The organism is Corynebacterium sp. HMSC28B08, assembly GCF_001806865.1.
GTDB classification, from domain to species: Bacteria; Actinomycetota; Actinomycetes; order Mycobacteriales; family Mycobacteriaceae; genus Corynebacterium; species Corynebacterium auriscanis.
Genome location: NZ_KV786195.1, coordinates 1 through 24,902, shown reverse-complemented (window position 1 = coordinate 24,902; position 24,902 = coordinate 1). Strand labels below are relative to the sequence as shown.

Below are 24,902 nucleotides of genomic sequence, written 5' to 3'. Positions count from 1 at the left end.
TGGTGGCATGCCCCGTATCATCACACACTTTTTTTATACCCCGCCGGTGCTGGCGGGGGTGGCGGGGTTCGTGGCTAAGGTCGTTCCCAGTTTCGTATCATCACACTCTTTCGCGCGCGTGTGTGCTGGTGGGGCGGGGTGTGTGGGGTAGATCGTTGGCGGTGCCGTATCTTCACACTTTTTCGCGCGTGTGTGCTGGTGGGGTGGGGTTTGTGGCGTCGATCGTTCCCAGTTTCGTATCATCACACTTGTTTATGCCCGCGGGGGTGGCGGGGTGGGTCGTTGTTGTGTGAAAGACGGGAATCCATACCCGCATGTCATGCGGCCGTGGTCCGTCTGGTTTGCTTTCGGGTTTGCCTTGATGACGGGGTTCGCTTTCGGGTGCGCGCTGATGCTCGGGGTTCGTCAGGTTTGTTCCGGGTGCCCGTTGATGCTGGGGGTTGCCTCTTTTGCTCCGGGTTTGTGTTGATTCTCGGGTCCGTACGATTCGTTTCGGCTCCGCAAGGAATGGCGGTGGGGATCTCCCGGGTTATGGGGGCAGGCCAGTGTTTTTTCGGGGTGAGTTTCGGGGATTTCCCTGATGCTCTGCGGGTACTACACCAACTAGGGTTTGAGTTGTAAGGGCGACGAATGGTCGCTCCTAATGGCTCAATCACTACATAATCGAGGGAGACAGCAATGTCGATCGGTACACACTCGGTTGCAGCTCGCGCAATCAATGTGGAAAAGAAGTATGGACAGGGAGATACCGCAGTTCGAGCACTACGCGGCGTCAATGTTGAATTTGAAACGGGCAGGCTCACCGCAATTATGGGTCCGTCTGGTTCCGGAAAGTCAACTCTCATGCATTGCTTGGCGGGGTTGGACTCGATCACCAGCGGGAATTGCTTCATTGGAGATACTGAAATCTCTTCGATGAAAGATAAGGAGATCACCGCCCTTCGGCGCGATCACCTGGGATTCATATTTCAGTCTTTCAACCTTGTACCGACTCTCACCGCGAAAGAAAATATTACACTGCCTAGTGATATTGCTGGTCGGTCCATCGACGAAGCATGGTTCGACGAGGTTACTAAGCGGCTGGGTTTGTCCGAGCGCCTAAACCACCGCCCGTCAGAGCTTTCCGGTGGTCAGCAACAGCGGGTGGCTTGTGCACGTGCATTGGTTTCCAAGCCCCACATTGTTTTTGGTGATGAACCGACGGGCAACCTCGATTCCAACAGTTCAACAGAAGTTCTCAACATCCTCCGCACGGCGGTGGATAGCGACGGTCAAACGGTCGTCATTGTTACCCATGACCCACGGGCGGCTTCGTTTGCAGACCGGGTAATTTTCCTCGCTGACGGACAAATCGTCGAAGACCTGCAACAACCACCGGCAGAATCAATTTTGTCGACCATGGCAAAGATTCAAGACCTGTAATCAGAAGGCGCTTCAAATGAATAAGAGTTTATGGCGCATTTCCGTGCGCAGCGTTTTGGCAAACAAGATCCGTTTCATCTTGACCATTTTGTCCGTCGTTCTCGGCACTGGGTTCATCGCTGGTTCCTTTATGTTCACCGATGCCTTACAACGGTCCTTTGACGGCATTGTTCGAAGTAGTTTTAGCGACGTCGATGTAGCTGTCCAACCCAAACCCGGGCACCCTTTTAAGGTCTCTGACGATCTGCAATCTAAACTGAAAAACCACCCCGGAGTTGAGAAGGTAAATGTCTCAGACCAGGTAACGGCTCTTCTTGCTGACAAAGACGACCAGGTCATCAAAACAGGCGGAGCGCCTTCCGTTGTAATGGCCTTTTATGGGCCTGATGACGTTGTAGGCCCACCGTTGAACATAGTGTCGGGCGAAGCTCCTGTGGGTGCTAAAGAAGTGATGCTCAACCAGACTGCGGCTGAAAAGAGCAACGTGCACGCAGGCGATAAAATGTCCGTTTTTACACCCGACGGCCAACGGTTGGATGTGACCGTTAGTGGTTTGTACACTCTCGACATGGAGCTCGGGGGTTTCGCTGGGGCGGTCATGGACGAGAAAGCTTTTATCGACAACTTCACCAACGGCTACTTGAAACAAGGCTATTTTGTTAAAGGTGCTCCCGGTGCGGACCCTGCCCAGCTAAGCCAAACGCTGGCGAAAGAATTCCCGAATGCCAAGGTAGAGGAGGGAAGTACGGTCGCGGACCGACAGTCACAGCAGATTAGAGAGGGATTGCAGTTCGTTAACTTCTTCCTCGTCGCCTTTGGATTGGTCGCCCTATTGGTGGGAACGTTCATTATTGCTAACACGTTCTCGATGATTGTCGCCCAACGCATGCGGGAGTTTGCGCTGTTGCGCTCGCTGGGCATGTCCCAAGGCCAACTAACTACCTCGGTCATCCTAGAAGCCATCTTGGTTGGGATCGTCGGCTCGCTCTTGGGGGTTGCCGCCGGAGTGGGAATCGTGAAGGCTATTTACGCCATAATGGACGGTCTTGGCTTTGGGTTGCCTACGTCAGGATTAACTTTGACGCCCCAAGCCATCCTGATTCCACTGCTCCTTGGGTTGGTCGTTACTATCGCCAGCGCGTGGGCACCGGCCCGCCGAGCGGGCCGCGTGCACCCTGTCGAGGCAATGCGCTCTGGAGACCGGTCTTCGGCAAGTTCACTGACAGTGCGAACGATCGCGGGTGTGGTTCTCCTAGCTGGTGGTGCTGCTGCCGCGATATTCTCCGCGTTTGCCTGGACAGGTGCGGACACGAAACCCCGGGCCATCGTTGTCGGTCTAGGTGCCTTCCTCATCATCCTGGGGACGTTCCTAGTTTCTCCCGCACTGTCGCGCGTCATCGTGCCGGGATTGGGCCGAGTAATCGGTGCGCCGTTTGGTGCTGTAGGGCGCCTTGCATCGACGAATTCGCAGCGAAATCCACGACGGACAGCCGCGACTGCATTCGCATTGACACTAGGAATTGCCCTTGTTGCCTCTTTCGGAATGCTGGGAGCGTCCATGAAAGCTTCAATTCGTGGGGTATTGGAAAGCAATATCAGCGCAGACCTTGTGGTTGCAGGTGATTCACAGGGAGCATTCACTGTCACGCAGCCCGCACTCCAGGACGTGAAGAAAACTTCAGGGGTGGGACGTGCCACCGCCTTGCGTGTAGCACCGCTTGAGGCTCTCGATACGAAGAAGGAGGGCGCGTCGGTGATTGCATTGGACGGTCCTGTACAGGATGGAGTGAAGACGACGGTCGCGAGCGGAACGTTGGACCTGGGGGATGATGGAATGATCGCCGACAAAGACTACGCTGCGGCGAATGGTTGGGAGATTGGCGACAAAATCAAACTTGGCGTTGCCAGTGTTCCGGGAGGTGGCATGGACTCGAAGCTGCCGGATCAGATTAAGGGCAAGCCCATTGCCACTGTCACGCTGAAGGGTACCTACGAGTCAAACCAAATTCTGGGTCAAGAAGTGATTAGTCAGAATGTGGTGGATTCGGTCATGAAAAATGACTCGGTACTAGCTCCATTTGCAGGAAAGATCCCCATCGTCATGGTGCTGGTGAATGCTGCCGATGGTACGTCAGTCGAGGAGCTACAAACCAACTTGGGCGATTCGCTCAAGAAGCACATCATCTTTCAGGTTTTAACACCGCAAGAAATGGCGGGCCAAAGTGCCCAATTGGTTAATGGAATGCTGAATACCTTGTACGCCCTGTTGGCACTGGCCATTATCGTGGCGGTTCTGGGAATCATCAATACCTTGGCACTAAATGTCATCGAGCGTCGCCAAGAGATCGGAATGCTCAGGGCCGTTGGTACTTTCCGGGGGCAAGTCCGTCGGATGATCACCCTAGAAGCCATCCAGATCGCAATCTATGGCGCACTGGTTGGTGTTCTTGTTGGCCTCGGATTAGGGTGGTGCTTCATCAAGGTGCTGCAAGGAACAGGACTGAATGACATTGCAGTTCCGTGGGGACAAGTAGCAGCAATGATGGTGGGTTCTGCGGTAGTCGGAGCAATAGCTGCGTTGTGGCCAGCACACAAGGCGGCACGCACGGCGCCTCTGGAAGCCATTACAGAGTAAGATTTTAACCCCACTCGCCCCGGTTCGGCTTGACCCCACTAACCCCGGTTCGGCTTGACCCCACCCGCTCAGCACGGGCTTGGCCAGCTCCGCACCGGGCAGTCGCTGAGGAACGACTAGGTTACAAGAGGGTTGGGGTTAGCCTGACGGGGTAGCGCAGAGCCGGGCACTACAATGGTCCTCATGAGTGCAGATCAGCGCATGGAGACCACGCAAACCCCCAACTCCGATATCCTCAACTTGCCGTCGAATCCTGGGGATATCCAGCAAGGAGTGCAACCCCTTACTCCAGCGGAGCAGGTTTCGCAGTTGTCCGATTACTTCGAGGATAACTACCCGGAGCTTTTCCACTCGCTAATAGCAGACGAGGGGGCCCAATACCGAGATCAGGGTGGTGCCGTTCCACCGGATCTGATCGCTGCGACGGAGTCGCTCTGGGCGAGGTTCCCAGACCTGTTAACGCACGCTAGTCTGCTCGTTCTCGGTGCTGGCCTTGACCATCGCATGCCACATGTTGCGCAGCTCAAACCCGAGACTCAGGTGAGCGAGTGGGCCCACATTACTCCGGAATTGCCCGCCTTGCCCGAAGGCATTCGAGCGCAAGTGATTAAACCCAGCAACCCCACGGGGCAGCTAGCAATCAGCTTGCACGGCGGCCCGGGGTGGTTTGGTGATGGCGCCAGCCACGACTTCCTGTGGATGCCACTTTTCGCGGCTATCGCGGAGCAATCAGGCACAACCATCGTGGATCTTACTTTCCCCCTGCCTGGGAATAATGGCTGGTCGTGGGAACCCGCCCAGCGTGCCGTGGAAGAAGCCGCGAACACCATCTTGGATTCCGCAGATGCGCTTGGCTGCACGGGGGAGGCCCCAGCTCTCGTTTCCTTCGGCTCCGGTATCTTGGCCGCCGCTACCGCCGCAGAGCGCTTTGATCGCTTCCTTTTCATGACGCCCCGCGTTCCCAGTGAGGGCTTCGCCCGGTTACTGCGTGGGGCGTCGGTATATGTATCCCTAGCTAGCCAAGATTCCCGCGCCGATAGTGAGGCCAATGTGCGGGCATATTTCGATGCGACGGATGCAGAAGTGGAATACGATCTTAACGAATCTGAACACCTGATTGCAGCGCCAGCGGTGTGGCGCGAGCGGGTGGCAAAGGCCGCGACGTGGCTCCGAGGGCCGAACTAACTGAGAGGTTAATTGAGGGCCGAACCAATCGCGGGGTGCACTAATCGCGGGGTTAATCAAGGGCCGCACTAATCGAGGGCCGAACCAATCGCGGGGTGCACTAACCGCGGGGTTAATCAAGGGCCGAACCAATCGCGGGGTTAATCGAAGGCTGCGCTAATCGAAGGTCGAACTAGCCGAGGGGTTTATTGACCGAGGGGCGCGTTAGGCGCGCAGCTGGAAATCGCTGGTGTAGGACTCGTCGAGGCAATCGCGTGTGCGGATGAGGGTATCCCGCAGGAGCTCGGCTGCTGCCGCGCGATCGCCCTTTTCAAGGAGGTCGACAATCCTGCGATACTCAGAGACATAAGGTGCCTGGAATTCATCCACCTTCGTCTTGCTGATCACGATGATGGATAGCCGCATTTTGGCAAGGATCTCGTCCATAGCTTCATCGAGTTGTTCGCTACCGGAGGCACGCACGACTGCGCGGTGAAAGTTCTGCGATTCTGTCGCCACACCGAAGTCGTCACCAATGCGCAAACAGCGCTCTGCCTGGGAGACGTAGCCTTCGAGTTCAGCAACATCAAGGTGCTCACCCCACATGAGTGCAGCAGTTTCGACGTGTGCACGGGCAGTGTAGAAATCGCGGGCCTCTTCTAGCGTGGGGGATGCGATGAAGACCCCGCGGTTCGGGATGCGTTCAAGTAACCCCTGGGCGCATAAGGTGGCGAAACTCTCGCGCAGGGTGTTGCGAGAAACTTCTAACTGCTTAGCTAGGGCCAACTCGTTGAGTTTTTCACCAGGGGTGAAGCGGCCGGAGGCAATCGCTCGACGGATGTCGGAGGTCACTTCGGTTGAACGCATAAAGTACAGCTTACTTAATGGTTTCTAAAGTTGTTAAACAACGCGACTACTTGAATTACACAGCGATCGCGCATTTACCTTCATTAGTGATGAATAAAGAACTAATAAAGGTACCCATCGTTGAAGGAAAACCAGTAAGTGCTTTCTATCAAGGCTGGTTACCGGTATTTTAAGGACGAAGTTCGTATGTAATTAACTTTGTCCCGTGGAATCCAGAATGGCCTTTTCGGAGATGCGTTCTAGGATCTGCAAACCGTCGAACAATCGCGCGCGCTCATCATCCGTGAGCTCACGGAGCAATTCCAGCAGCGTGGAATTGCGGGTTGTGTTGGCTCGGTCAACTGCCTCTCGGCCTGCATCGGTAATACTTAGAATTACAGCCCGGCCGTCTTCCGGCGCACGGGAACGCGTGATGTACCCCAGGGTCTCAAGAGAGGAAGCGTGTTGGCTCATCGAGGGTTGGCTCACGCCCGATAAACGTGCCATCAACGCCATGGGTCGCGGGCCCTCTTTGAGCTGATTAAGGGTACTTGTTTGGTTGATCGTCAGTTCGGCGTTGCCATGCAGGATGCGCATCATGTGCACACCTTTGCGAACGCTATCGCGTGTGAGGACTGCCAGGTCCTCGTCAGAGTGGTTCTCCGAGGCGGGGGAGGTTCCAGAAGCCTTTGAACGATCTTGATTTTCAGCCACAAATGCATCATACCGCGGCACATTTTCAGGAGCGTAACAAACCTCTAGATAATTACTTATTTAGAAGCAAAAGGTTTCGCTTCGTTTTCTTCACCTCGGCCAGGCGCTCGATTCCCTTCTCGATCTTCTTCCAATCGCGTTCTGGAATGGCCTGTTCCGCCTTGCGCCACACTTCTTGATCAGAGGTGCCCCACGCGACAGGCATCGGGGAAATCTCTTCGTATGTGTGTTGACTGCGGAAAGAACGATTGCCCAACACAGCCATCGATGGCACACGCGCGCCAACTTCGCGCCGCACGCCCGGCACGCTCGTTACAACGCGACCCGCTAGTGCCGGCTGGGTACCGCGAGCCTCGGGTTCCGCGGCGGCGTCGACATAAGCAAGAAGGAAAATATCCCGAGCGTTCACCTCTGCGATAACGGCAGGGACCAAGTGGTAGGCATCGTAATACTCCTGCGGGGTGCCCATCTTTTTAGGCAAGACAGGGATGAGTGCCAGGCTGAGCAGAGCGAAAACACCCAGGATGATCGCTGCCGCGATACTGATGAGCACCACCCCTTTGATGGCGAAAACCACGCCGATGATGATGACGAGAATGAGCGCTAAAAGGGCAGCGGAGATTTGCGCGCGCTTCGCATCACGGAAGAACTCATTGTGCTTGCGGGCGTAGCCCTCTTCGACGTTAAAACGGAAATTAGTCATGATTAATACAAGTCCTCAGAATCCATGATGCGGTAGCCGTACCCTTGCTCGGCTAGAAAACGCTGGCGATGGGCCGCATAATCCGCATCTAGTGTGTCACGGGTAACCACGGAATAGAAGAAGGCCCCGCCGCCATCGGGTTTGGGTCGCAAGATACGGCCCAAACGCTGCGCTTCTTCCTGCCGAGAACCGAACGTCCCCGAAACTTGGATCGCCACGGACGCGCCCGGTAGGTCAACGGAGAAGTTGGCCACCTTACTGACCGCTAGCACCCGAATCTCCCCATCGCGGAACTGTTGGTACAGTTTTTCGCGCTTCGCTGTGCCCGTGCGACCGTCAATGACCGGGACATCGAATTTTTCGGCGATTTCCTCTAGCTGGTCCAAGTACGCACCAATGATCAGCGTGGGCTCATCGGGGTGAAGTTCCAAAATGCGGCGCACCACCGTGTTCTTCTTCGGTGAGGTTGCTGCCAGCCGGTACTTATCGGATTGCTCGGCCACGGCATAGGCCATTCGCTCGTCATCATCGAGCTGGATGCGCACTTCGGTACAGTCAGCCGGGGCGATCCAACCTTGGGCTTCGATGTCCTTCCATGGCGCGTCGTAACGCTTCGGCCCAATCAGGCTGAACACATCACCCTCGCGCCCATCCTCGCGTACCAGCGTGGCGGTTAACCCCAGCCGGCGCCGGGATTGCAGGTCACTGGTCATGCGGAAAACCGGGGCGGGTAGTAGGTGGACCTCGTCGTAAATGATCAAGCCCCAGTCACGGGAATCAAAAACCTCGAGGGCTTTAAACTCGCCCTTGGTCTTGCGCGTAATCACCTGGTAGGTAGCGATGGTGACCGGGCGGATTTCTTTCTTCTCGCCCGAATACTCGCCGATTTCTTCCTCCGTCAGAGTTGTGCGGCGGATCAGCTCATCGCGCCACTGCCTGCCCGCGACGGTGTTTGTTACCAAAATCAGGGTGGTGGCTTTGGCCTTCGCCATCGCAGCTGCCCCCACCATGGTTTTACCGGCCCCACAGGGTAGGACGACCACACCGGAACCGCCTTCCCAAAAGCTGTCCGCCGCCATATCTTGGTAGTCGCGCAACTGCCACTGTTCGTGTTCCTGCGATAGCGAAATCGAATGTGCTTCACCGTCCACGTAGCCGGCCACGTCCTCAGCCGGCCACCCGACCTTCAACAGCTCTTGTTTCAAGCGTCCGCGTTCGGATGGGTGCACCACCACGGTGTCCGCGTCGATGCTTTGCCCCAGCATCGGCTTGATCTTCCGGTGCCGCTGGATTTCGGCGAGCACGGCCGGATCTTTGGATTCTAGAACTAACCCATGCGCGGGGTGCTTCGCCAAGGTCAGTCGCCCGTAGCGGTCCATTGTTTCCGCGATATCAATCAATAGTGGCTGCGGAACGGGGAAACGAGAGTATCGCTCCAGCACATCAACTACCTGTTCGGCATCGTGGCCTGCTGCGCGGGCGTTCCACAGAGCCAGGGGAGTGATGCGGTAGGTGTGCACGTGTTCGGGAGCGCGCTCTAGTTCGGCAAATGGAGCCAAAGCATTGCGCGCGTCGCCAGCTGCCGGGTGATCGATCTCCAGCAGTACAGTTTTATCGGATTGAACGATCAGGGGGCCATCGCCAAGAGGCAAGCCGATCATCTCCATTTCCAGTCATGTGAGCACACCATCGTCTGTGTGCGCCGTGGTACGCCGCGGTACGCCGTAGTGCATCGCGCGAAGGTCTTTGTGGGGGCACGTATCAGGTCAAAACGAGTTATACCGGGCCGACCCACGAGGAACTTCGTAGGCGCGTATCAGTTCAAACACACAATTGTATCGTGCATTCCCGCACTCAGGGCAGCGCCTGCGGGCGAACCCATTCAATCTGGCTGATATTGATCTGCACAGGCGCCCGATCGGCCACAGTCACACCCATAACCCGGGCGGGCTCCGCCATCACTACGTCGATGACTTCCTCCACGGCCTCGCCGTTTGGCTGTACAAACCGCACACTGACCGGCTGTCCCATTTTCAGCGCTTGGCGTAGGGCTTGCTTGATCTCGCGCACCGTATGGAATTGTGAGGGTAGCGGCTGGCTAAGCTCGCCCTTCGCTGCCGTTTTTGCTTCTTGCTCCGCGGCTGGCCCCGCCGTTTGCTGTTGTGGTTGTTTTGTTTCTTTATCCGACGCCCCGCTGCCCACCTCTTCCGCAGCATCCATTCGGCGCTGGTTTTCCACTGCGCTCAAGATGGTTTCCCATTCCCCGTGCCAAAAATTTTCTTCATCCTCGGCCGGGATCGGGTGGGTGATGGACGCCACGATGTACTTCGGTGTTTGATTGTGCAACGGTACGTGGCTTTCGGCTGCGTTGTTATGCAACCGTTGCGCATCCGCGATGGTGTACTGCAATGATTGGGGTACTGCGGACCAGCCGCCGGGGGTCATCTCTGTCAGGAATTCCTTCAACTCCGTGTAGGTCACTCCTTCGGCGTACGCGCCGAGGATCGCCTGGGTGGTGACACGCCACACGCTGGCCATCCCGCTGGATTCTTGAACGGCGATGCTGCGTAGCCGGGCAGCGTGTTGTGGGCTCAACAATCCGGGAGCCATGATCGTGTGGTCGCTTTGAATAATGAGGTATGAAACCGGTGCAGGCATTAGATCGGCCAGGCTCGTGCTGAGCGTGGTAAACAACACGGTGGGATCGGTACCGGCCGGGGTGGAAAGCACGTCCGCAAGCCGGAAGGCGCTGATAGCGGGATCATCACCCACGACCAACCCTAAGCTGCGGGCCTCGGAAAAGAGGTCGCGCCACATTTCCGACGTGGCTGTATGAGCAACAGCGGGGTTGACCCGCCACATCGTCTGCTCTGGGGACAAGGGCCCTGGTGATTGCGGGGAGGGGGAAGAGGAGGGCGTCGAGAAACAAAAAGAAAAGCACTGACGTGCGCGGGTGGCGGCGAGAACGAAGAGCTGGGGTTCAAAGGCTCGCGCGTTCGCGTGGGCGATATTCCACGGCGCATATGCGCTGCGCGACCACGCCAGGAGCAACTGCGCCCATTGATCGGCCAGGGAGCTGTCGAGGAACTGTTGGCCAGAGGCAGTGATACCCCAGTGGGGGCTGGGGAATTCCTCGTTGGACGGCGCCAGGTAGCCCGTAGCCACCAGGCCGGTTTCAATAGCTAGAGTGAGTCGTGACGTGAGGTCTGCCTCCGCGATCCGCAGGCGCTTGGCGGATTTAGCCAGATTGCGCAAACCAATCCCACCGTCGGTGAGGGGCTCGATCGGGTGTTGGCGCAGGTCGACCAGCAGATCGGTGAGCTCCAAGATGGTCTGGATGGCGTTCGCTACTGCACTCGCGGTGGTGTTCTGGGAAGAACTGTCTTTCCCAGCAGGTTGTTCGTTTCGGGCAGGTTGTTCGTCCCCGGGAAGCTGCCCCGCAGCGCTCGGGCGAGGCAGCGCGTAATGGGGGCATCCGGTGGGCAGGAAATCTCCGCCGGGCGAACTGATGATTGTGTTTTCCAGGTACTGCGCGATCCGGCCAGTCAGGCGGACGGTCGTATCGTCCAGCTGATCGAGTAACCCGTTGCGCACCATCGTCGGAAGAGGAGCGGAGGGATCACCGTCTGGTCCCACGGATGCGGAGTGCCCCACACCACCGCTGGCATGCAGCGTTTGCAGTAGACGGCGCTGTCGGGCAGGGAGATTATCCACCGCGGTAGGAATATCTGCCGTGGGGATGGTGCTGCGGTGGTGGTCGGCGAGCGCCCACGCTTCACTTGTCGCGGGATCGAAGTACGACGCCACGGTGGGCGCGATCTTGAGCTGCCGGGTGCATGGAGCTTCCTCGGGAGTGTGGTCCAGAAACTGCCCTGGGTTTAGTCGCCACCCCGGGCCGTAGATGAAGCCATGTGCAGCCAGTTTGTGAAGAGCGACGATGAGGTCATCGTGGTGGGGTTGGCGGGAAAGTGGGGTGCCGGCGATGTTCAGTAGCTCGTCTGCGGTCTCGATGACGTCCTGAACGGTCACGGGGTACGTGGTGGCATCCAGTTCGGTAGCAGCGTGGAGCAGGAGAAGGTCGATGGATCGCAACGAAGCCACATCCGTCACGTCGTGAAGCGCCGTGGGGCGGATCGCAGCGAGGTCTTGATCCGTGTGTCCCGCGAGCCATTCAGTGAAGGTAGGAAAGCCGACAGTCATAACTGCCTAATTCTACCTATAGGGGGTAGAACAAGGTATTTAGTTTGGCTGGGTGGGGTGTGTTTTTGGGCTGGATGTGGAATGATGAGCCTATGGCTAACGTAAACAAAAAAGGGTATGTAGACGCTGGCTGGCCGTCTGACATCCCAGAAGGTCAACACGCAGTAACTGAGCTGGTAGCTTTCTCTGCCGGTGCTCTGAGCCCGTACGGTGATCTGGAGTTCCCACTGGATCCCTCCACCCTTTCCTACGTTCACCCTCACACGGTGATTAACCGCTAACTGCCCTCCTTCTTTGGGGTTCGCGTTAGCGACGGCTAAGGCCCGCTTCCATCTTTGCGATGGTAGCGGGCCTTGAGCATTTCGCCAGGTCAGGTTCTGCCTAGCCAGTGCAGCGTGAACGGGAGCGGGGTGCGGCCCCGGGGTGGGGACCCGTGGTTGGTCAGGGGTGACTTACCACGGGGCCACTCGGTACGGTCAGGCTAAGACCTAGCGTGTCTAGCGTGGCAGAATGGCGTGCACAGCACCCTTGTTCGCCTTGTAGAAAGCGTTGAGCTGGTGACGGTGAGCCTTGTAGAAGTGGTTCAACTGCGGAGGTACGGAGTAGCCCGCAGCTTCGATGCGGTCGACGATGTTTTCCCATACAGCGTCCACTGCCAGGGTGTTCTTCTGGGCGGCTAGGTCACGAACGGCCTGCTTTACCGCTGGAGCGGGAGCAGGCTTTGGTGCAGCCTTAGCCTTTGGGGCAACGGTGCGGGGCGTCGGTGCGGAGTTCAAGCCCAGCTTTGCGGAGCACGCTGGCCATGCGCCCCAGCCCTGACCTGCCAAAACCTTTTCAGCGACGGCGATCTGCTGCTCGCGGGTTGCCTGGTATGCGTATGGTGCGTACTTCTGGCCACCATAAGCGTTCCACGTGCTAGGAGAGAACTGCAGGCCACCGTGAAAACCGTTGCCGGTGTTGATGTGCCAGTTGCCGCCGGCCTCACACTGAGCTAGGCGATCCCAGTCGGAATCGGGGGCTGCGGAGGCTGCAGGGGTGATTGCGGCAGATGCGCCAACTACAGCCATGCTGGCTACGGTCAGGCGAGCGGCGGTAGAGAACGTGTTGCGCTTAGTGTGGCGTCCCATGTATTCGTCAGTTTCCCTTCGGGTTCTGGCTAGATCCACGTCGCGAGGATTGTGTGGAGCTGAACCGTTCGTTTCGTTTCTCGATCTGGGGCAGTAACCGGCCCGAAGGCTGGCGTCCAAATGGAGGTCCGGTTGACCCCTGCCCTTTGGCATGCCCGTTACGCTACTGGTTTGTCACGATTGAGTCACGTTTTTATCAAAACTAGATTTGATGGTGTCGACCGAGGGGAGGTGCTCAAAAGCCGGGTTACCCAGCGGTTTATCAAAAAGTTGTAGCTTCGTTACGTTTTCGTAATGTGACAAAGATCACATATTGTGTGACTGATGTGAAACCACGATGCCCTTCCGAGGTATCCGAATCCCTAATTCCAAACTTGAGAGTTATGCGGTATCCTTAAACTTCTGTTTATTTCTAGGCTCAACTCGAATTAAAGGTGATGTGAACCATGCCTACAGGAAAAGTGAAGTGGTACGACGCAGATCGCGGCTATGGCTTTGTGAGCAATCCTGGTGATGAAGACGTTTACGTCGGTTCGCAAGTCCTGCCGGATGGTGTGGACGAGCTGTTCAAGGGCCAACGCATGGAATACGAGTTCGTCGCTGGCCGCCGCGGCCCGCAGGTGCTGAGTATCACGCACCTCGATGAGGCTCCGCGCCGCGCACAACGGAAGTTCAGCACCGAGGAACTGCACAAGATGGTGCAGGACACAATCACGCTGCTGGATGGTCGCGTGCTCCCCGTCCTCCAGGCGGGTCGCCGACCAGAGCGTAAGGAGTCCAAGCAGATTGCGGACATCCTGCGCACGATTGCTCGGGAGTTGGACGCTTAGCGTTACTCCTTAATCTCAATGCTCCAAATGGTATTGACCGGAGTTTGATTCTTCTCAGCATCAAGGCCCACCAGCATTGACCTCACTTCAACCAGTTTCAAGCTCGGCGTGGAACCATCAGCACTTTTGCGTTCCGCACCGAGCTTTAGCTTTACTTCTTGGGCTTCATCTGCCCGGAAGTAGTTGTCCTGGTTCGCGCCAGGATCGTTATAGATCTTCAGCAGGGACCAGTCGTGGTTGGTTACATCTTGCGGGATCTTCAAAGTGAATTCCTTTGCCCCCTTGAGCTCCAACGGTGCCGGCTGACCTGGCTTGCAGTCCTTATCATCCAGCTCGCACGTGGAGTACGGTGCGATGTGTTGCTCTTGGCCATCCACAACCGCGACGATGCGCTGATCCTGCGGCAAAGTCTCCACCTGACCGTCCTTCCAGCGGTTATAGAACACGATGGCTGCAGCGACAATTGCCACGACGGCCACAATCGCTGCAAACGCCAACAGTTGTTTCCGCTGTTCTTGCTTGCGCCGCGCTTTCTTGCTGAGCTTTTTCCCCCCACCGGCTGCTACCGCGATCTCGCTGTCGTCGTGGTGGTTCTCTTTTTCACCTGACGCCCCGCTGGCCCGCGCAAACGCCTTTGCCCTGGAATCCCGTTTCTCATCACTCACCCGCCCAATGCTAGTTCAAAGGGCAGGCGTGGCCTAAGCGTCAAAAGGCGTGATGGTGATCTTCGGGGGTTTTTCCGTTTAGGAGAAAGTGACTTCGTATAGCGTGTCCCACCACTTTCCTGTGAGGTAGAAGCGTTGCCTGGAAGCCCTCTCGCCGGTGGATCCACCTTGAGGAATGAACGCGATGCCGTTGAGAACATCGGCACCGCGCCGGTCGGCGGCAGGCAGTTTTCCAGTGAGATCGGCAATTCCCGTCACAAACCCCGTGGCCGGATCAATCCGATAGATCTGGTTGGTTTGCCATACATTGGCCCACACGGAGCCGTCCGGGGTACATTCCAGCTCATTGAGCATAGTGGTGGCTTGCCCACTCCTGGTGACGGAAATTTCACCGGTTTTATCGAAGGTGCTGGGGTCGCGGAACGTCAGGGTACCTGACCCGTCGCTCATCACCAGCCGGTCCTGTTGTGCACACAGGCCCCAGCCTTCACCGTCATAGCGAACCCGGCCGGTCTCGCGCAGGTCTTGGACGCTGCGTTTGATGGCAGTGTGTTCTTTCCACGTCAGTTGCCACACCGTGTCCCCAGCGATGGTGATGCCCTCGCCGAAGAATTCATCAGGTAAGTTCTGGGATTCTGATTGTTTCCCGTCTACCGTGGTGCGATAAATGCGGGATTGCCTGTACTGCCCAGTGCCCACCACTAGGTTTCCATCTTTACCCACCTCTAGGCCCTGGGTGAATGACGTTTTATCCCAGGGGTGGGAACCCTTGACCACCACGTTCAAACGGGCGGGTTGTGGTGGGGGTCCAGACGCGTCGGTCGAGTTTGGCCCGGAAGAACCGGTGGAATCCGGCGAGCTATTCGGCGCGTTGCCAGGAATGGGACCACACGCGGAGGTGACGAGAAGTGCACTCGCTACCCCAATGGTGACTAGGGTGCGGATGGGCGAGGGGCGTCGGGAAGGGTAGGAAAACGCGGTGCTGTGACTGGGTGTGTTCGCCGGGGTGTGAGGGGGTGGAGTGGGCGAGGGGCGTCGGAACCAAGAGGGAGCCGCGCGGCGACGGTTGGAGCTCATGTAGTAGATCATGCAACACATTGTGAGGGGATGGGTATCCCGCGGGAAGTAGCGACGGGCATAATAGGGGGGTGAGTAACCACAGATCTAAGCGCCGGAATCGCACCATTGACCCGATTTTGTTGTCCGGGGAAGCGAAAGAAGTCGCAAGGGAAGCCTTGGAGGAAATTGGGGGAGAAGAGGTTGGAAAGCACCTCGGCGCCACAGCGACTGCTGGTGGGACCGCCCTGCACAGGTTCGCCAGTGAAGTGCCTGGATACAGCGGTTGGGAGTGGATAGCGGTATTGGCGAGTGTGCCGGGCAGTGGAGAGATCACAGTCAACGAGGTATCGCTGCAAGCCGGACGGGATGCGAAACTCGCGCCAGAATGGGTGCCATACGAAGATCGCGTGCAGCCGGGGGATTTGGGCCCGGGGGATGTACTGCCACCGCGGTTAGACGACGACCGATTAATGCAGTGGCGGGAGCTGGAGACTGTTGACGGTGGAAATCAGGGTTTTCCCCGGAATCCGGCGGCGGAGGACACGCTTTCCGCCAAGGGGCTGCGCGATGCCATTGCGCGTTGGAAGGCCACCAATGGTCCCAGTTCCGATTTCGCGCAGCAAGCCGAAATGACGTGTGAAACATGTGCGTTCTACTTGCCTTTTAATGCGCCCGAGACTGAGCTGGGGGTGTGCGCGAATGAGTTTTCGGCAGACGGCCAGGTTGTAACGGCGGATTTCGGTTGTGGGGCGCATTCGGCGTCCAAGGATGAAACCTACCGGGAGGGGCGTAGGGAATACGGAGCGTTCGACGACGGCCCGGGGATTGATCGGTGGGGGCAAAACGGGTGAGACCCAGCAGGTAGTTAACTGCTGCGCAGTTTGCTAAAGGGTGGGGGAAGTGGCACTTTTGGAAACGTCAATGATGGACATGACCAGCAGTCGGGTGGATTCCACCCGTGCTGTCCCGAGGGGAAAGTAGCTCAACAGATATGGCAAAGGCAGTGAAAGAACCGGCTACCGGGGCCGGCCGAAGCGGACTAGACCGCTACTTTAAGATCACAGAGCGAGGAAGCACCGTAGCCACTGAAATTCGCGGCGGTGTAGTGACGTTCTTCGCAATGGCGTACATCATCATCTTGAACCCACTCATCTTGGGTACGATCCCGGATCACACCGGCAATGTGCTGGGAACCTCGCGCGTTGCCGCCGTGACGGCCCTGGCCGCTGGCATTATGACGATCCTGTTCGGCGTGTTCGCCCGCTATCCGTTCGGTATCGCTGCGGGCTTGGGTATCAATACGCTGGTAGCGGTCACGTTCGTGGCCAGCGAGGGACTGACGTGGCCAGAGGCCATGGGGCTTGTGGTCCTCGATGGTGTTGCCATTGTGGTTCTGGCCCTGTCCGGTGTGCGCGAGGCCGTTTTTAACTCGATCCCAGATTCCCTGAAAGCCGCGATCGGGGTGGGCATTGGCCTGTTCATTGCGCTTATCGGCCTAGTCGATGCTGGTTTTGTCCGACGCATTCCCGATGCCGCAGGCACCACCGTTCCCGTGGGGCTGGGTATTAACGGTTCCATTGCGTCGTGGCCGACCTTGGTGTTCGTTATTGGTCTATTGATCTGTGGTGCGCTGGTCGTCCGTCAGGTCCGTGGGGGGTTGTTCATCGGAATTGTGGCCACCACCATCATCGCCCTCATCGTGGAAGCCATGACGGGAACGGGCCCTAGCTTCGTTGATGGAAAGCCCAACCCGAAGGGCTGGAGCTTGGCCGTCCCCGAGCTTCCACAATCGGCCGGTGGACTGCCGGATCTTTCCTTGGTCGGTGCTGTGGACCTCATCGGTGCGTTTTCTCGTGTGGGTGTGCTGGCTGCTTCCCTGTTGCTGTTTACCCTGGTCCTGGCCAACTTCTTCGACGCGATGGGCACCATGACCGCCCTCGGCAAGCAAGCCAAACTCACCGATGAGGAAGGCCGACTGCCGAACCTGCGTACCGCACTGGTCGTCGAGGGAGCTGGCGCTGTCGTGGGTGGCGCCGTTTCGGGTTCCTCCAATACCGTGTACGTGGATTCCGCAGCCGGCATCGGCGATGGCGCGCGCACTGGCCTGGCCAACGTGGTCACGGGTCTTCTTTTCCTGCTGGCAATGTTCTTGACCCCGCTCTACGAAATCGTTCCTATCGAAGCCGCCGCACCAGTTCTGGTCAGTGTGGGTGCGTTGATGATGGCCCAGATCCGAGATATTGATTTTTCCCGGTTCGACATCGCCCTACCTGCTTTCCTCACTATCGTGATCATGCCGTTTACCTACTCCATTGCCAACGGCATCGGCGTGGGCTTTATCGCGTACGTCTTCATGGCTGTGGTTGGCGGTAAGGCTAAGAAGGTCCACCCGTTGCTGTACATCGTGGCAATCCTGTTCGTTGTGTACTTCGTTGTCGATCCCGTCCTGAGTGCTATCCAGCACTAGAAACTCACGCGACTGTTATGACTTCCACATGGTTTGAGCCCCACCTCATCGAGGACCCTTTCGATTACCGGTTGGACGACATCCGGGATCTGAATTCATCGGATTCGCGCCCCGACTTACCCGGTGGGAAGGGGTTGGTCATCGCGGAGGGCAACCTTGTGGTTCCACGCCTTCTGGGCTCTCGTTATCCGGTGCGCACGATCGTGGGCTTCGGCTCCAAGTTGGCGACTTTGGAGCGGCAGTTACGGGCTGAGGGGTTCTTTTCTGCCGACGCCCCCACGGCCCTTCACACCCGCCCTCCCCAGGTTCTAGAAGTCAGCCGTGAGGTGCTACGTCGCGTAGCCGGGTTCGACATGCATCGGGGCCTAGTGGCGGCAGCGGATCGGGTGGAAGAGCTGGGTGTGGACGAGGTGCTCAACCACGTGGAAAACTCCGGTACAGAAACCAAAGTAGTGGCCGTGCTGGAAGGGGTGGGGGACCACGAAAACATTGGTGCGTTGTTCCGGAATGCCGCGGGGTTGTCCGTGGATGCCGTGTTGTTCGGTGCAGCCACGGCCGATCCACTGTACCGGCGTAGCGTGCGCGTGAGCATGGGGCATGTATTGCGCATTCCGTTTGCACGCTTTGCGGGCAAGACCACCACGTGGCAGCGGTCGCTATCCACCCTGCAGGAACGCGGTTACACGGTGATTGCGTTGACTCCCAACACGGAGCAGAGCCTGACCGAGGCCGTGGGGCAGGCCCGCCGCAACGCGGCTGCGGCCGGCCGTGAGGCGCGTATCGCCATCATGGTTGGCGCTGAGGGGCCCGGTTTGACCGAGCACGCCATGCGCGCGGCCGATATCCGTGCAGCCATCCCTATGGCCCCCGGCACTGATTCGTTGAACGTCGCTACCGCCGCAGCGATCGGATTCTACGCAGCGCGACTGTAGCGCCCCACTTGGCGGTGCGCGCGATTGACTGCGATAGCTCGCGCAAAACCTCGGGCCCCGTGGGCTCGGCAGGAGCACCCGCGGAAGCGTAATCGTCGTAGCCCTGTTCCTCGCGGTGCAAGGAGACATCTTGGCTGGCCGGAGGTAGCGCGCGGTCGCCTAGAGCTCCGCGCGCACGCAGCTGCTCACGGCCCGCGGAATTGCTGCCGTATTCACTGGACTTGGCCTCTGGGCGCCCATCGGTGGCAAAAGCTGCCACGGGGAGTTGCGCCGCATCGTCATCGTGCGGACAAATGGAAAAGCCCAACCACCCTTCCACGCTGGCCATCGCCAACTGGGATGGGTAAAACGGCAATTCAATTCCGGTTGCCGAGGTATTGCCGGCCCAGAATTCGGATTCGAAGGGCTCTGGTAGTCCAATGTCCTCTAAAATCTCGCGCCGGGTGGCGGAGAAACTGCGTTGCAGGGTGCCTGCCGACCAGTGGGCAAAAGCGCCGAAGGTGGGGTCGTATTTGGGGAGTGACCTATCGTCGACATCACCGGTGATGTGGAAGCGCTCCGCCTCTGTCGAAGTGGTCTTCCTATCGTTCGATGCGGTTTGACCCTCGTTCGCTCCGGTGTGTGCGCTCGCCTTAAAACCCTCGTCGAATACTGCGGTGGCGTACACCTCGGGAGCGTTCACCAGGGCGCGGAATTCTTCGGGGAGGTCCGAGAGTTTGTGTAGATCGGGCATGATCGTTTGCACCACGGAAAGCCCTGGGTAGCCACCGATGTAAAACTCGCTGACGCCGGGTGCAGCACTACGGACCATGTCGAAGTCACCGATGTGTGTGAGCGGTAAGGAAGGATCCAGCTGGGCCAGGTACTTCCTGGCAAACCCGCGGTCAGCTTTGGGTTCTGAATCTAAGACAGCAGCCGGATTAGCAGCACTCACAAACCACAGGGTTACCAAAGCCATGTTGTATTACCTCTTTTTACGGGGGTTAGTGCGTACACCGAGCAGTACATCCTCCCAGTGCGGGGTGATGGCCTTACGGCGCCGCTTTGGCCGATCGTCGTCATCGGGGTGCATGAGGAAGCCTTCCTCAGTATCGTGGCCGTCTGCATCGTCCGAATTGTCGCCACGCGGTTGCATCCGGCGTGGGCTGGGACCACCGGTGGGATCGTAACCGTCGCGGGCTGGGCCACCATCACGATCGTTGTCATAATCACGGTCTTCGTCGTAAATACCTACACGATCGCCGGCAGCCATATCCGGATCGTCGTTCCACCGTAGTGGGGTTACAGCCGCCACGCGCCGCGGCGCTTGGCCGTATCGTGGGTCCACCAAGTCGCCGGCGATGCTGTTAATTGGCTGGGCTAGGTTGGGCCCAGGTTGCTGTTGCTGCAACAGGAATTCCGCGACGTGAGTTGCTACCTGCCCGGCGGCCGCTTTATTCCAGCTCACCGTGATGATCCACTGTTTGGCCTCGTTGAGGTACGCATCCCATTCACACTCGGACAGCGATTCGCCACGCGCTGCCAACGATGTTGCTAAAACCTCCCACAGCGTGTTCTTAGCAGGGCCGTCGGAGTTGACGGGGTGTGCAGAGTGGGCCAGCTCCGCGATGCGAGCGCGTTCTTGCAGGATGGGCCAAGCGTACGGTTCGATGCGCGAAGAATCTGTATCCGCTTCCTCCGCCAGTTCCTCGATGCTGGCACCGTGGCGCACGCGATCTTGGATGGCGCGAGGGGTAATGGAAATCCTCGTGCGGTGAGGGCGTTGGGAAGTGCGGCCGAACTTGCCGAATCCAGCAACCTTTTTTGTTTCGACGCCTTCTTCTTCCGCGTCCTTGTTCCTCGTTGGGGTGTCGGTGGAATTCGAATCCGACGCAGGGGCCTCGTCACTGGCACCGGAGGTGTCAGAATCAGTCGACGCGATCTCCTCCGTGGAGCTCGGGGTCGCCGTGAGTGAACCCAACGCAGTGCTGAGAGGAGAGGGGGTCGAGGAGGCGTCGTTGGAATCAGAAGAAGAAGGTTTTGCCGACGTGACAGCCGTTAGGTCCGAGGGGGCAGAGTCAACATCCGAAGAGGAATGACCGTCGAGGATTCGGCGAAGGTCGTCCGTGACCGGTAGGAAGAACTCCTGCACGTTATCGCTGGCGGTATCGCCGGAGTTATCGGACGTGGCTGGGGAGTGGGAATCCTGCTGTTCGGCGACGCGCAGAACGAGCGAAGATGCGTCACTTTCGGCGACGATCAGCTTCAGTTCTTGCACGGGTTACCTCCTAGGATGGAAAACATGTCGGGCTCAACTTTAGCTAAAGGTGAGTTGACACCGCCGGAAATTCTATCGGCGGTGTCGGTAGCGCGCAGCGGAACTGGGTGCCAGTGGGGGGGTCAGTGGCCGGGAAGGTTAGGCCTTCTTGGCGTAACCGTTGTCCAAGATGTAATCGATGGCCTTGGTTAGCTTCTGGACGTCCTCGGGGTCGATAGCCGGGAACATACCGATGCGCAGCTGGTTGCGGCCCAGCTTGCGGTAAGGCTCGGTATCCAGAACACCGTTCGCGCGCAGAATCTTGGCGATAGCCGCGGCATCGACGTCCTCAGCGAAGTCGATGGTGCCAACAACTAGGGAGCGGGTTGCAGGATCCTGCACGAACGGGGTGGCCTCTGGGCGGGTCTCGGCCCAGTTGTACAAGGCGGTGGAGGATTCGGTGGTGCGCTGAACCATTCCGGCCAGGCCCCCGTTAGCGTTCATCCACTGCACCTGGTTGTCCAGCATCAACAGGGTGCCAACCGCTGGGGTGTTGTAGGTCTGGTTCTTACGGGAGTTGTCAACGGCCGTCTTCAGATCCAAGAAGGCTGGGATGTAACGGTCCTGGCCGGCGATTTCCTCAACGCGCTCCAGAGCTGCAGGGGAGAATGCAGCCAACCACAGGCCGCCGTCGGAAGCGAAGCACTTCTGGGGGCTGAAGTAGTACACATCGGCCTGGCTCATGTCCACGTTCAGACCGCCGGCGCCGGAGGTGGCGTCGATGGCTACAAGGGCATCGGTGTTCGGGCGGATCACGGGAACCATCGCGCCCGTGGAGGTTTCGTTGTGAGCCCATGCGACCAGATCGGCGCTGGTGCCGTCCAGTTCGCTAGGGGAAGGGGCGGTGCCGGGCTCTGCGCTGACGACCTGCGGTTCGTCCAGCCAAGGGGCCTTCTTCGAGACGCTGGCGAACTTGCCGGAGAACTCGCCGTAGGTGAGGTGAGCGGATTGTTGACGAATCAAACCGAAGGAAGCGGCATCCCAGAACGCGGTGGCGCCACCGAGGGACAAGATGATTTCGTACCCTTCGGGCAGTTGGAACAGTTCGGAAAGGCCCTCGCGGACGGAACCGACAACATCTTTCACGCCCGCTTGGCGGTGGGAGGTGCCCATAATCGCAGCGCCGTCGGCGATGGCCTCAAGCTGTTCGGGGCGGACCTTGGACGGACCGCAACCGAAACGGCCATCAGAAGGGATCAGTTCCGCTGGGATTGTGGGCAGTTCGTTGGAAGTCGTCATGGATCTGCTTTCTACTGTCGGTGGTAAACGCTGTATGCCGCCTGCGGGGATATCTTTTCATGTAGTTTCAGAAGCATCTGAGCGCGCGGAATATGCGAATACATGAATTAAAACGGCTAGTCCTCAGTTTATCCCGCTTGACCGCTGTCCCGCTAAAACATGGGTAAAGTTGTAAGAATATAGGGATAAATTGGCTCAAGGTGGGGGTAAGTGTCCAGGGGTCTGGCCATTGTTTCGTGCACGGTCGCTGGGGGCGGGGGTGAGTTGGGTAACACTGTGATGTCATCCGAATCACAGTGGTTGTAGGCTGTGCGTTATCCCACTTTGAGTGGCCGGCGCGATTGCCTTCCCGCAATCCGCGGGTATTCCATGAGCCCGAGCGCCGATATATCTATAGACTGGTACGTGCTCAAAGCGAAGCACGCGAACATTTCAGAAAGGGATGTCAATGGCTACCGATAATCAGGACAAGGCCGTCCTCCACTACCCAGGTGGAGAATACGAAATGGACATCGTCCGCGCTACCGAAGGCAACGACGGTATTGCACTGGGCAAAATGCTGGCTGAGACCGGCATGACTACCCTGGACCCGGGCTACATGAACACCGGTTCCACCGAGTCCGCCATCACCTACATTGACGGTGCTAACGGCATCCTGCGCTACCGCGGTTACGACATCGCGGATCTGGCTAATAACTGCACCTTTAACGAGGTTTCTTACCTCCTCATCAACGGCGAGCTGCCTAGCCCGGAGGAGAAGGACGAGTTCTCCGAGCGCATTCGCCGCCACACCCTGTTGGATGAGGACTTCAAGACCTCCTTCCGCGTCTTCCCGCGCGATGCGCACCCAATGAGTGTGCTGGCTTCCTCCGTTAACATTTTGTCCACCTACTACCAAGATGACTTGGACCCACTGGACACGGAAAAGCAGAAGCTGAACACCTACCGCCTGATGGCTAAGGTTCCAATGCTGGCTGCCTACGCATACCGCGCTTCCAAGGGCAAGCCATACATGTACCCAGACAACAGCTTGAACGCGCGCGAGAACTTCCTGCGCAATATGTTCGGTTACCCGACCGAAGACTTTGAAGTTGACCCAATCGTCACCAAGGCGCTCGACAAGCTGCTGATCCTGCACGCTGATCACGAGCAGAACTGCTCCACCTCTACCGTCCGCATGGTTGGTTCCGCACAGGCCAATATGTTCGTTTCCATCGCCGCGGGCATCAACGCGCTGTCTGGCCCACTGCACGGTGGCGCAAACCAGGCTGTGCTGGAGATGCTGGAGGAAATCCAGAACAACGGTGGCGACGCTACCGACTTCATGAACCGCGTGAAGAACAAGGAGCCGGGCGTGAAGCTCATGGGCTTCGGTCACCGCGTGTACAAGAACTACGATCCGCGTGCTGCCATCGTCAAGGAGTCCGCACACGAGATCCTCGAGCACCTCGGTGGCGACGAGCTGCTGGATCTGGCTATGAAACTCGAGGAGATCGCTCTGGCCGATGATTACTTCATCGACCGTAAGCTTTACCCAAATGTGGACTTCTACACCGGCCTGATCTACCGTGCCATGGGCTTCCCGACGGACTTCTTCACGGTTCTGTTTGCGATGGGTCGCCTGCCAGGCTGGATCGCTCACTACCTGGAGCAGGTCAACGATCCAAAGGCGAAGATCAACCGTCCTCGCCAGATCTACACCGGCCCAGCAGAGCGCAAGCTGTAATAACAAACCGGTTTGAGCGCACGGTAATAGCAGACCGGTTTGAGCACGCTGTAATAACAACCGGGTTCGAGCACGCTGTGATAGCAACCCGATTCGAGCACGCTGTAATTGCAGACCGGTTTGAGCACGCGGTAATAGCAACCCGGTTCGAACACAGCTCGTCTGGGCGGGCTGGAGTCCATGCGGGATGAGTGGGGCATCTGCTCCATCTTCGTCTTCCGGACCGTGCGTCCGCAGCCTCTGCTGGCGGGTTTAATCTCGTCGCTTAGATTCTTACTCGACGCCCCCCGCGCCCCTCGACTTCGAGGTCGGCGCGGGGTTCGCGCATATTAGCCGACGGTGCGATTGGGGCGATTCGTGGGCCCATGGAGCGCGTGAAATCTGTCAGCTAGGGGGCGTCGCTGTTAAAATGGTGCGGAATTCGATAGCGCGAGGAATCGGCCGAGCGCAAAGAAGGAGAGAAATTTCATGAGCAAGCCACTTTACGAGGCACAGTCCGGCAAGGCGCCCGAAGATCTTGTCATTGAAGACATCAAAGTCGGCGAGGGCGCCGAGGCTGTTGCAGGTGGCATGGTTGAGGTCCACTACGTTGGCTTTGACTTCGAGACCGGTGAGGAATTCGATTCTTCGTGGGATCGCGGGGAATCAATCGAGTTCCCGCTGAGCGGCCTCATTGCGGGCTGGCAAGAAGGCATCCCGGGTATGAAGGTGGATGGCCGTCGCAAGCTCATCATCCCGCCAGAAAAGGCTTATGGTCCAGCGGGTATGGGGCACCCATTATCTGGGCGCACCTTAGTGTTCATCATTGATCTGATCAACGCCAACTAGGCGCGCGGGGGGGTATCTAATCGGCGTCGGGGGGGTATCAAGGTGGCGG

The 24,902-nt window shown here is 58.1% G+C and carries 21 protein-coding genes; 10 read left to right on the top strand and 11 right to left on the bottom strand.

Annotated features, from left to right (window positions below; genetic code table 11):
* The first annotated feature begins 678 nt into the window (after positions 1–678).
* From HMPREF3098_RS10785 to HMPREF3098_RS10775, 3 genes are all read left to right on the top strand, one after another.
* Complete coding sequence (locus tag HMPREF3098_RS10785) at positions 679–1,422, top strand: ABC transporter ATP-binding protein (protein ID WP_070435139.1); 744 nt, start codon at positions 679–681, stop codon at positions 1,420–1,422.
* Between the two features lie 16 nt (positions 1,423–1,438).
* On the top strand, positions 1,439–4,057 hold the full coding sequence (locus tag HMPREF3098_RS10780; RefSeq protein ID WP_070435138.1) for an ABC transporter permease: 2,619 nt from the start codon (positions 1,439–1,441) through the stop codon (positions 4,055–4,057).
* Positions 4,058–4,240: 183 nt separating this feature from the next.
* Complete coding sequence (locus tag HMPREF3098_RS10775; protein WP_246815945.1) at positions 4,241–5,242, top strand: hypothetical protein; 1,002 nt, start codon at positions 4,241–4,243, stop codon at positions 5,240–5,242.
* Positions 5,243–5,446: 204 nt separating this feature from the next.
* Here HMPREF3098_RS10775 and HMPREF3098_RS10770 read toward each other — a convergent pair whose 3' ends face one another.
* From HMPREF3098_RS10770 to HMPREF3098_RS10750, 5 genes are all read right to left on the bottom strand, one after another.
* Positions 5,447–6,088, bottom strand: a complete 642-nt coding sequence (locus HMPREF3098_RS10770; RefSeq protein WP_070435137.1) for a GntR family transcriptional regulator — start codon at positions 6,086–6,088, stop codon at positions 5,447–5,449.
* Positions 6,089–6,280: 192 nt separating this feature from the next.
* Complete coding sequence (locus tag HMPREF3098_RS10765; RefSeq protein ID WP_070435136.1) at positions 6,281–6,781, bottom strand: MarR family winged helix-turn-helix transcriptional regulator; 501 nt, start codon at positions 6,779–6,781, stop codon at positions 6,281–6,283.
* 52 nt (positions 6,782–6,833) lie between these two features.
* Positions 6,834–7,484 carry a DUF3239 domain-containing protein gene (locus HMPREF3098_RS10760; RefSeq protein WP_070435135.1) on the bottom strand — a complete coding sequence of 217 codons (651 nt, stop codon included), beginning with the start codon at positions 7,482–7,484 and terminating at the stop codon, positions 6,834–6,836.
* Positions 7,485–7,486: 2 nt separating this feature from the next.
* Complete coding sequence (locus tag HMPREF3098_RS10755; protein WP_141739753.1) at positions 7,487–9,136, bottom strand: DNA repair helicase XPB; 1,650 nt, start codon at positions 9,134–9,136, stop codon at positions 7,487–7,489.
* 202 nt (positions 9,137–9,338) lie between these two features.
* Positions 9,339–11,684, bottom strand: coding sequence for a helicase-associated domain-containing protein (locus tag HMPREF3098_RS10750; RefSeq protein ID WP_070435134.1), 2,346 nt, complete (start codon positions 11,682–11,684; stop codon positions 9,339–9,341).
* A 92-nt stretch (positions 11,685–11,776) separates the two neighbouring features.
* On the opposite strand from HMPREF3098_RS10750, the gene HMPREF3098_RS10745 reads away from it, so the two are divergent.
* Positions 11,777–11,965: a hypothetical protein gene (locus HMPREF3098_RS10745; RefSeq protein WP_035113219.1), complete on the top strand. Its 189-nt coding sequence runs from the start codon at positions 11,777–11,779 to the stop codon at positions 11,963–11,965.
* Positions 11,966–12,181: 216 nt separating this feature from the next.
* Here the strand turns inward: HMPREF3098_RS10745 and HMPREF3098_RS10740 are convergent, their stop codons facing one another.
* Positions 12,182–12,811 carry a resuscitation-promoting factor Rpf1 domain-containing protein gene (locus tag HMPREF3098_RS10740; protein ID WP_070435133.1) on the bottom strand — a complete coding sequence of 210 codons (630 nt, stop codon included), beginning with the start codon at positions 12,809–12,811 and terminating at the stop codon, positions 12,182–12,184.
* A 446-nt stretch (positions 12,812–13,257) separates the two neighbouring features.
* On the opposite strand from HMPREF3098_RS10740, the gene HMPREF3098_RS10735 reads away from it, so the two are divergent.
* A complete protein-coding gene (locus tag HMPREF3098_RS10735) occupies positions 13,258–13,641 on the top strand; it encodes a cold-shock protein (RefSeq protein WP_035113222.1) in 384 nt (127 codons plus the stop codon).
* A gap of 2 nt (positions 13,642–13,643) precedes the next feature.
* Here the strand turns inward: HMPREF3098_RS10735 and HMPREF3098_RS10730 are convergent, their stop codons facing one another.
* Together HMPREF3098_RS10730 and HMPREF3098_RS10725 are read right to left on the bottom strand one after the other, a co-directional pair.
* Entirely contained in the window at positions 13,644–14,306 is a 663-nt protein-coding gene (locus tag HMPREF3098_RS10730; RefSeq protein WP_083284498.1) for a DUF2771 domain-containing protein, read from the bottom strand.
* Positions 14,307–14,384: 78 nt separating this feature from the next.
* Positions 14,385–15,395 (bottom strand): glutaminyl-peptide cyclotransferase, encoded by a 1,011-nt coding sequence (locus HMPREF3098_RS10725; protein ID WP_246815944.1) that lies wholly within the window; start codon positions 15,393–15,395, stop codon positions 14,385–14,387.
* Positions 15,396–15,454: 59 nt separating this feature from the next.
* Between HMPREF3098_RS10725 and HMPREF3098_RS10720 the strand changes: the two genes are divergently transcribed.
* The 3 genes from HMPREF3098_RS10720 (at position 15,455) to HMPREF3098_RS10710 (ending at position 18,764) form a co-directional block, all read left to right on the top strand.
* Complete coding sequence (locus tag HMPREF3098_RS10720) at positions 15,455–16,216, top strand: DUF3027 domain-containing protein (RefSeq protein WP_235700657.1); 762 nt, start codon at positions 15,455–15,457, stop codon at positions 16,214–16,216.
* A 140-nt stretch (positions 16,217–16,356) separates the two neighbouring features.
* The gene (locus HMPREF3098_RS10715) at positions 16,357–17,832 is read left to right on the top strand and encodes an NCS2 family permease (protein WP_070435132.1); all 1,476 of its coding nucleotides are present in this window, start codon (positions 16,357–16,359) and stop codon (positions 17,830–17,832) included.
* A gap of 17 nt (positions 17,833–17,849) precedes the next feature.
* A complete protein-coding gene (locus HMPREF3098_RS10710; protein ID WP_070435131.1) occupies positions 17,850–18,764 on the top strand; it encodes a TrmH family RNA methyltransferase in 915 nt (304 codons plus the stop codon).
* On the opposite strand, the gene HMPREF3098_RS10705 is transcribed toward HMPREF3098_RS10710, so the two are convergent.
* The 3 genes from HMPREF3098_RS10705 to serC all read right to left on the bottom strand — a co-directional run bounded on the left by HMPREF3098_RS10705 (position 18,724) and on the right by serC (position 22,299).
* On the bottom strand, positions 18,724–19,722 hold the full coding sequence (locus HMPREF3098_RS10705) for a DUF6928 family protein (protein WP_070435130.1): 999 nt from the start codon (positions 19,720–19,722) through the stop codon (positions 18,724–18,726). The genes HMPREF3098_RS10710 and HMPREF3098_RS10705 overlap by 41 nt on opposite strands.
* 6 nt (positions 19,723–19,728) lie before the next feature.
* The gene (sepH, locus tag HMPREF3098_RS10700) at positions 19,729–21,021 is read right to left on the bottom strand and encodes a septation protein SepH (protein ID WP_070435129.1); all 1,293 of its coding nucleotides are present in this window, start codon (positions 21,019–21,021) and stop codon (positions 19,729–19,731) included.
* Positions 21,022–21,159: 138 nt separating this feature from the next.
* Positions 21,160–22,299: a phosphoserine transaminase gene (gene serC, locus HMPREF3098_RS10695; RefSeq protein WP_070435128.1), complete on the bottom strand. Its 1,140-nt coding sequence runs from the start codon at positions 22,297–22,299 to the stop codon at positions 21,160–21,162.
* 448 nt (positions 22,300–22,747) lie between these two features.
* Here serC and HMPREF3098_RS10690 point away from each other — a divergent pair, with 448 nt between their 5' ends.
* Both HMPREF3098_RS10690 and HMPREF3098_RS10685 read left to right on the top strand, forming a co-directional pair.
* The gene (locus HMPREF3098_RS10690; protein WP_035113226.1) at positions 22,748–24,025 is read left to right on the top strand and encodes a citrate synthase; all 1,278 of its coding nucleotides are present in this window, start codon (positions 22,748–22,750) and stop codon (positions 24,023–24,025) included.
* Positions 24,026–24,493: 468 nt separating this feature from the next.
* A complete protein-coding gene (locus HMPREF3098_RS10685) occupies positions 24,494–24,853 on the top strand; it encodes an FKBP-type peptidyl-prolyl cis-trans isomerase (protein WP_035113227.1) in 360 nt (119 codons plus the stop codon).
* Positions 24,854–24,902 lie beyond the last annotated feature (49 nt).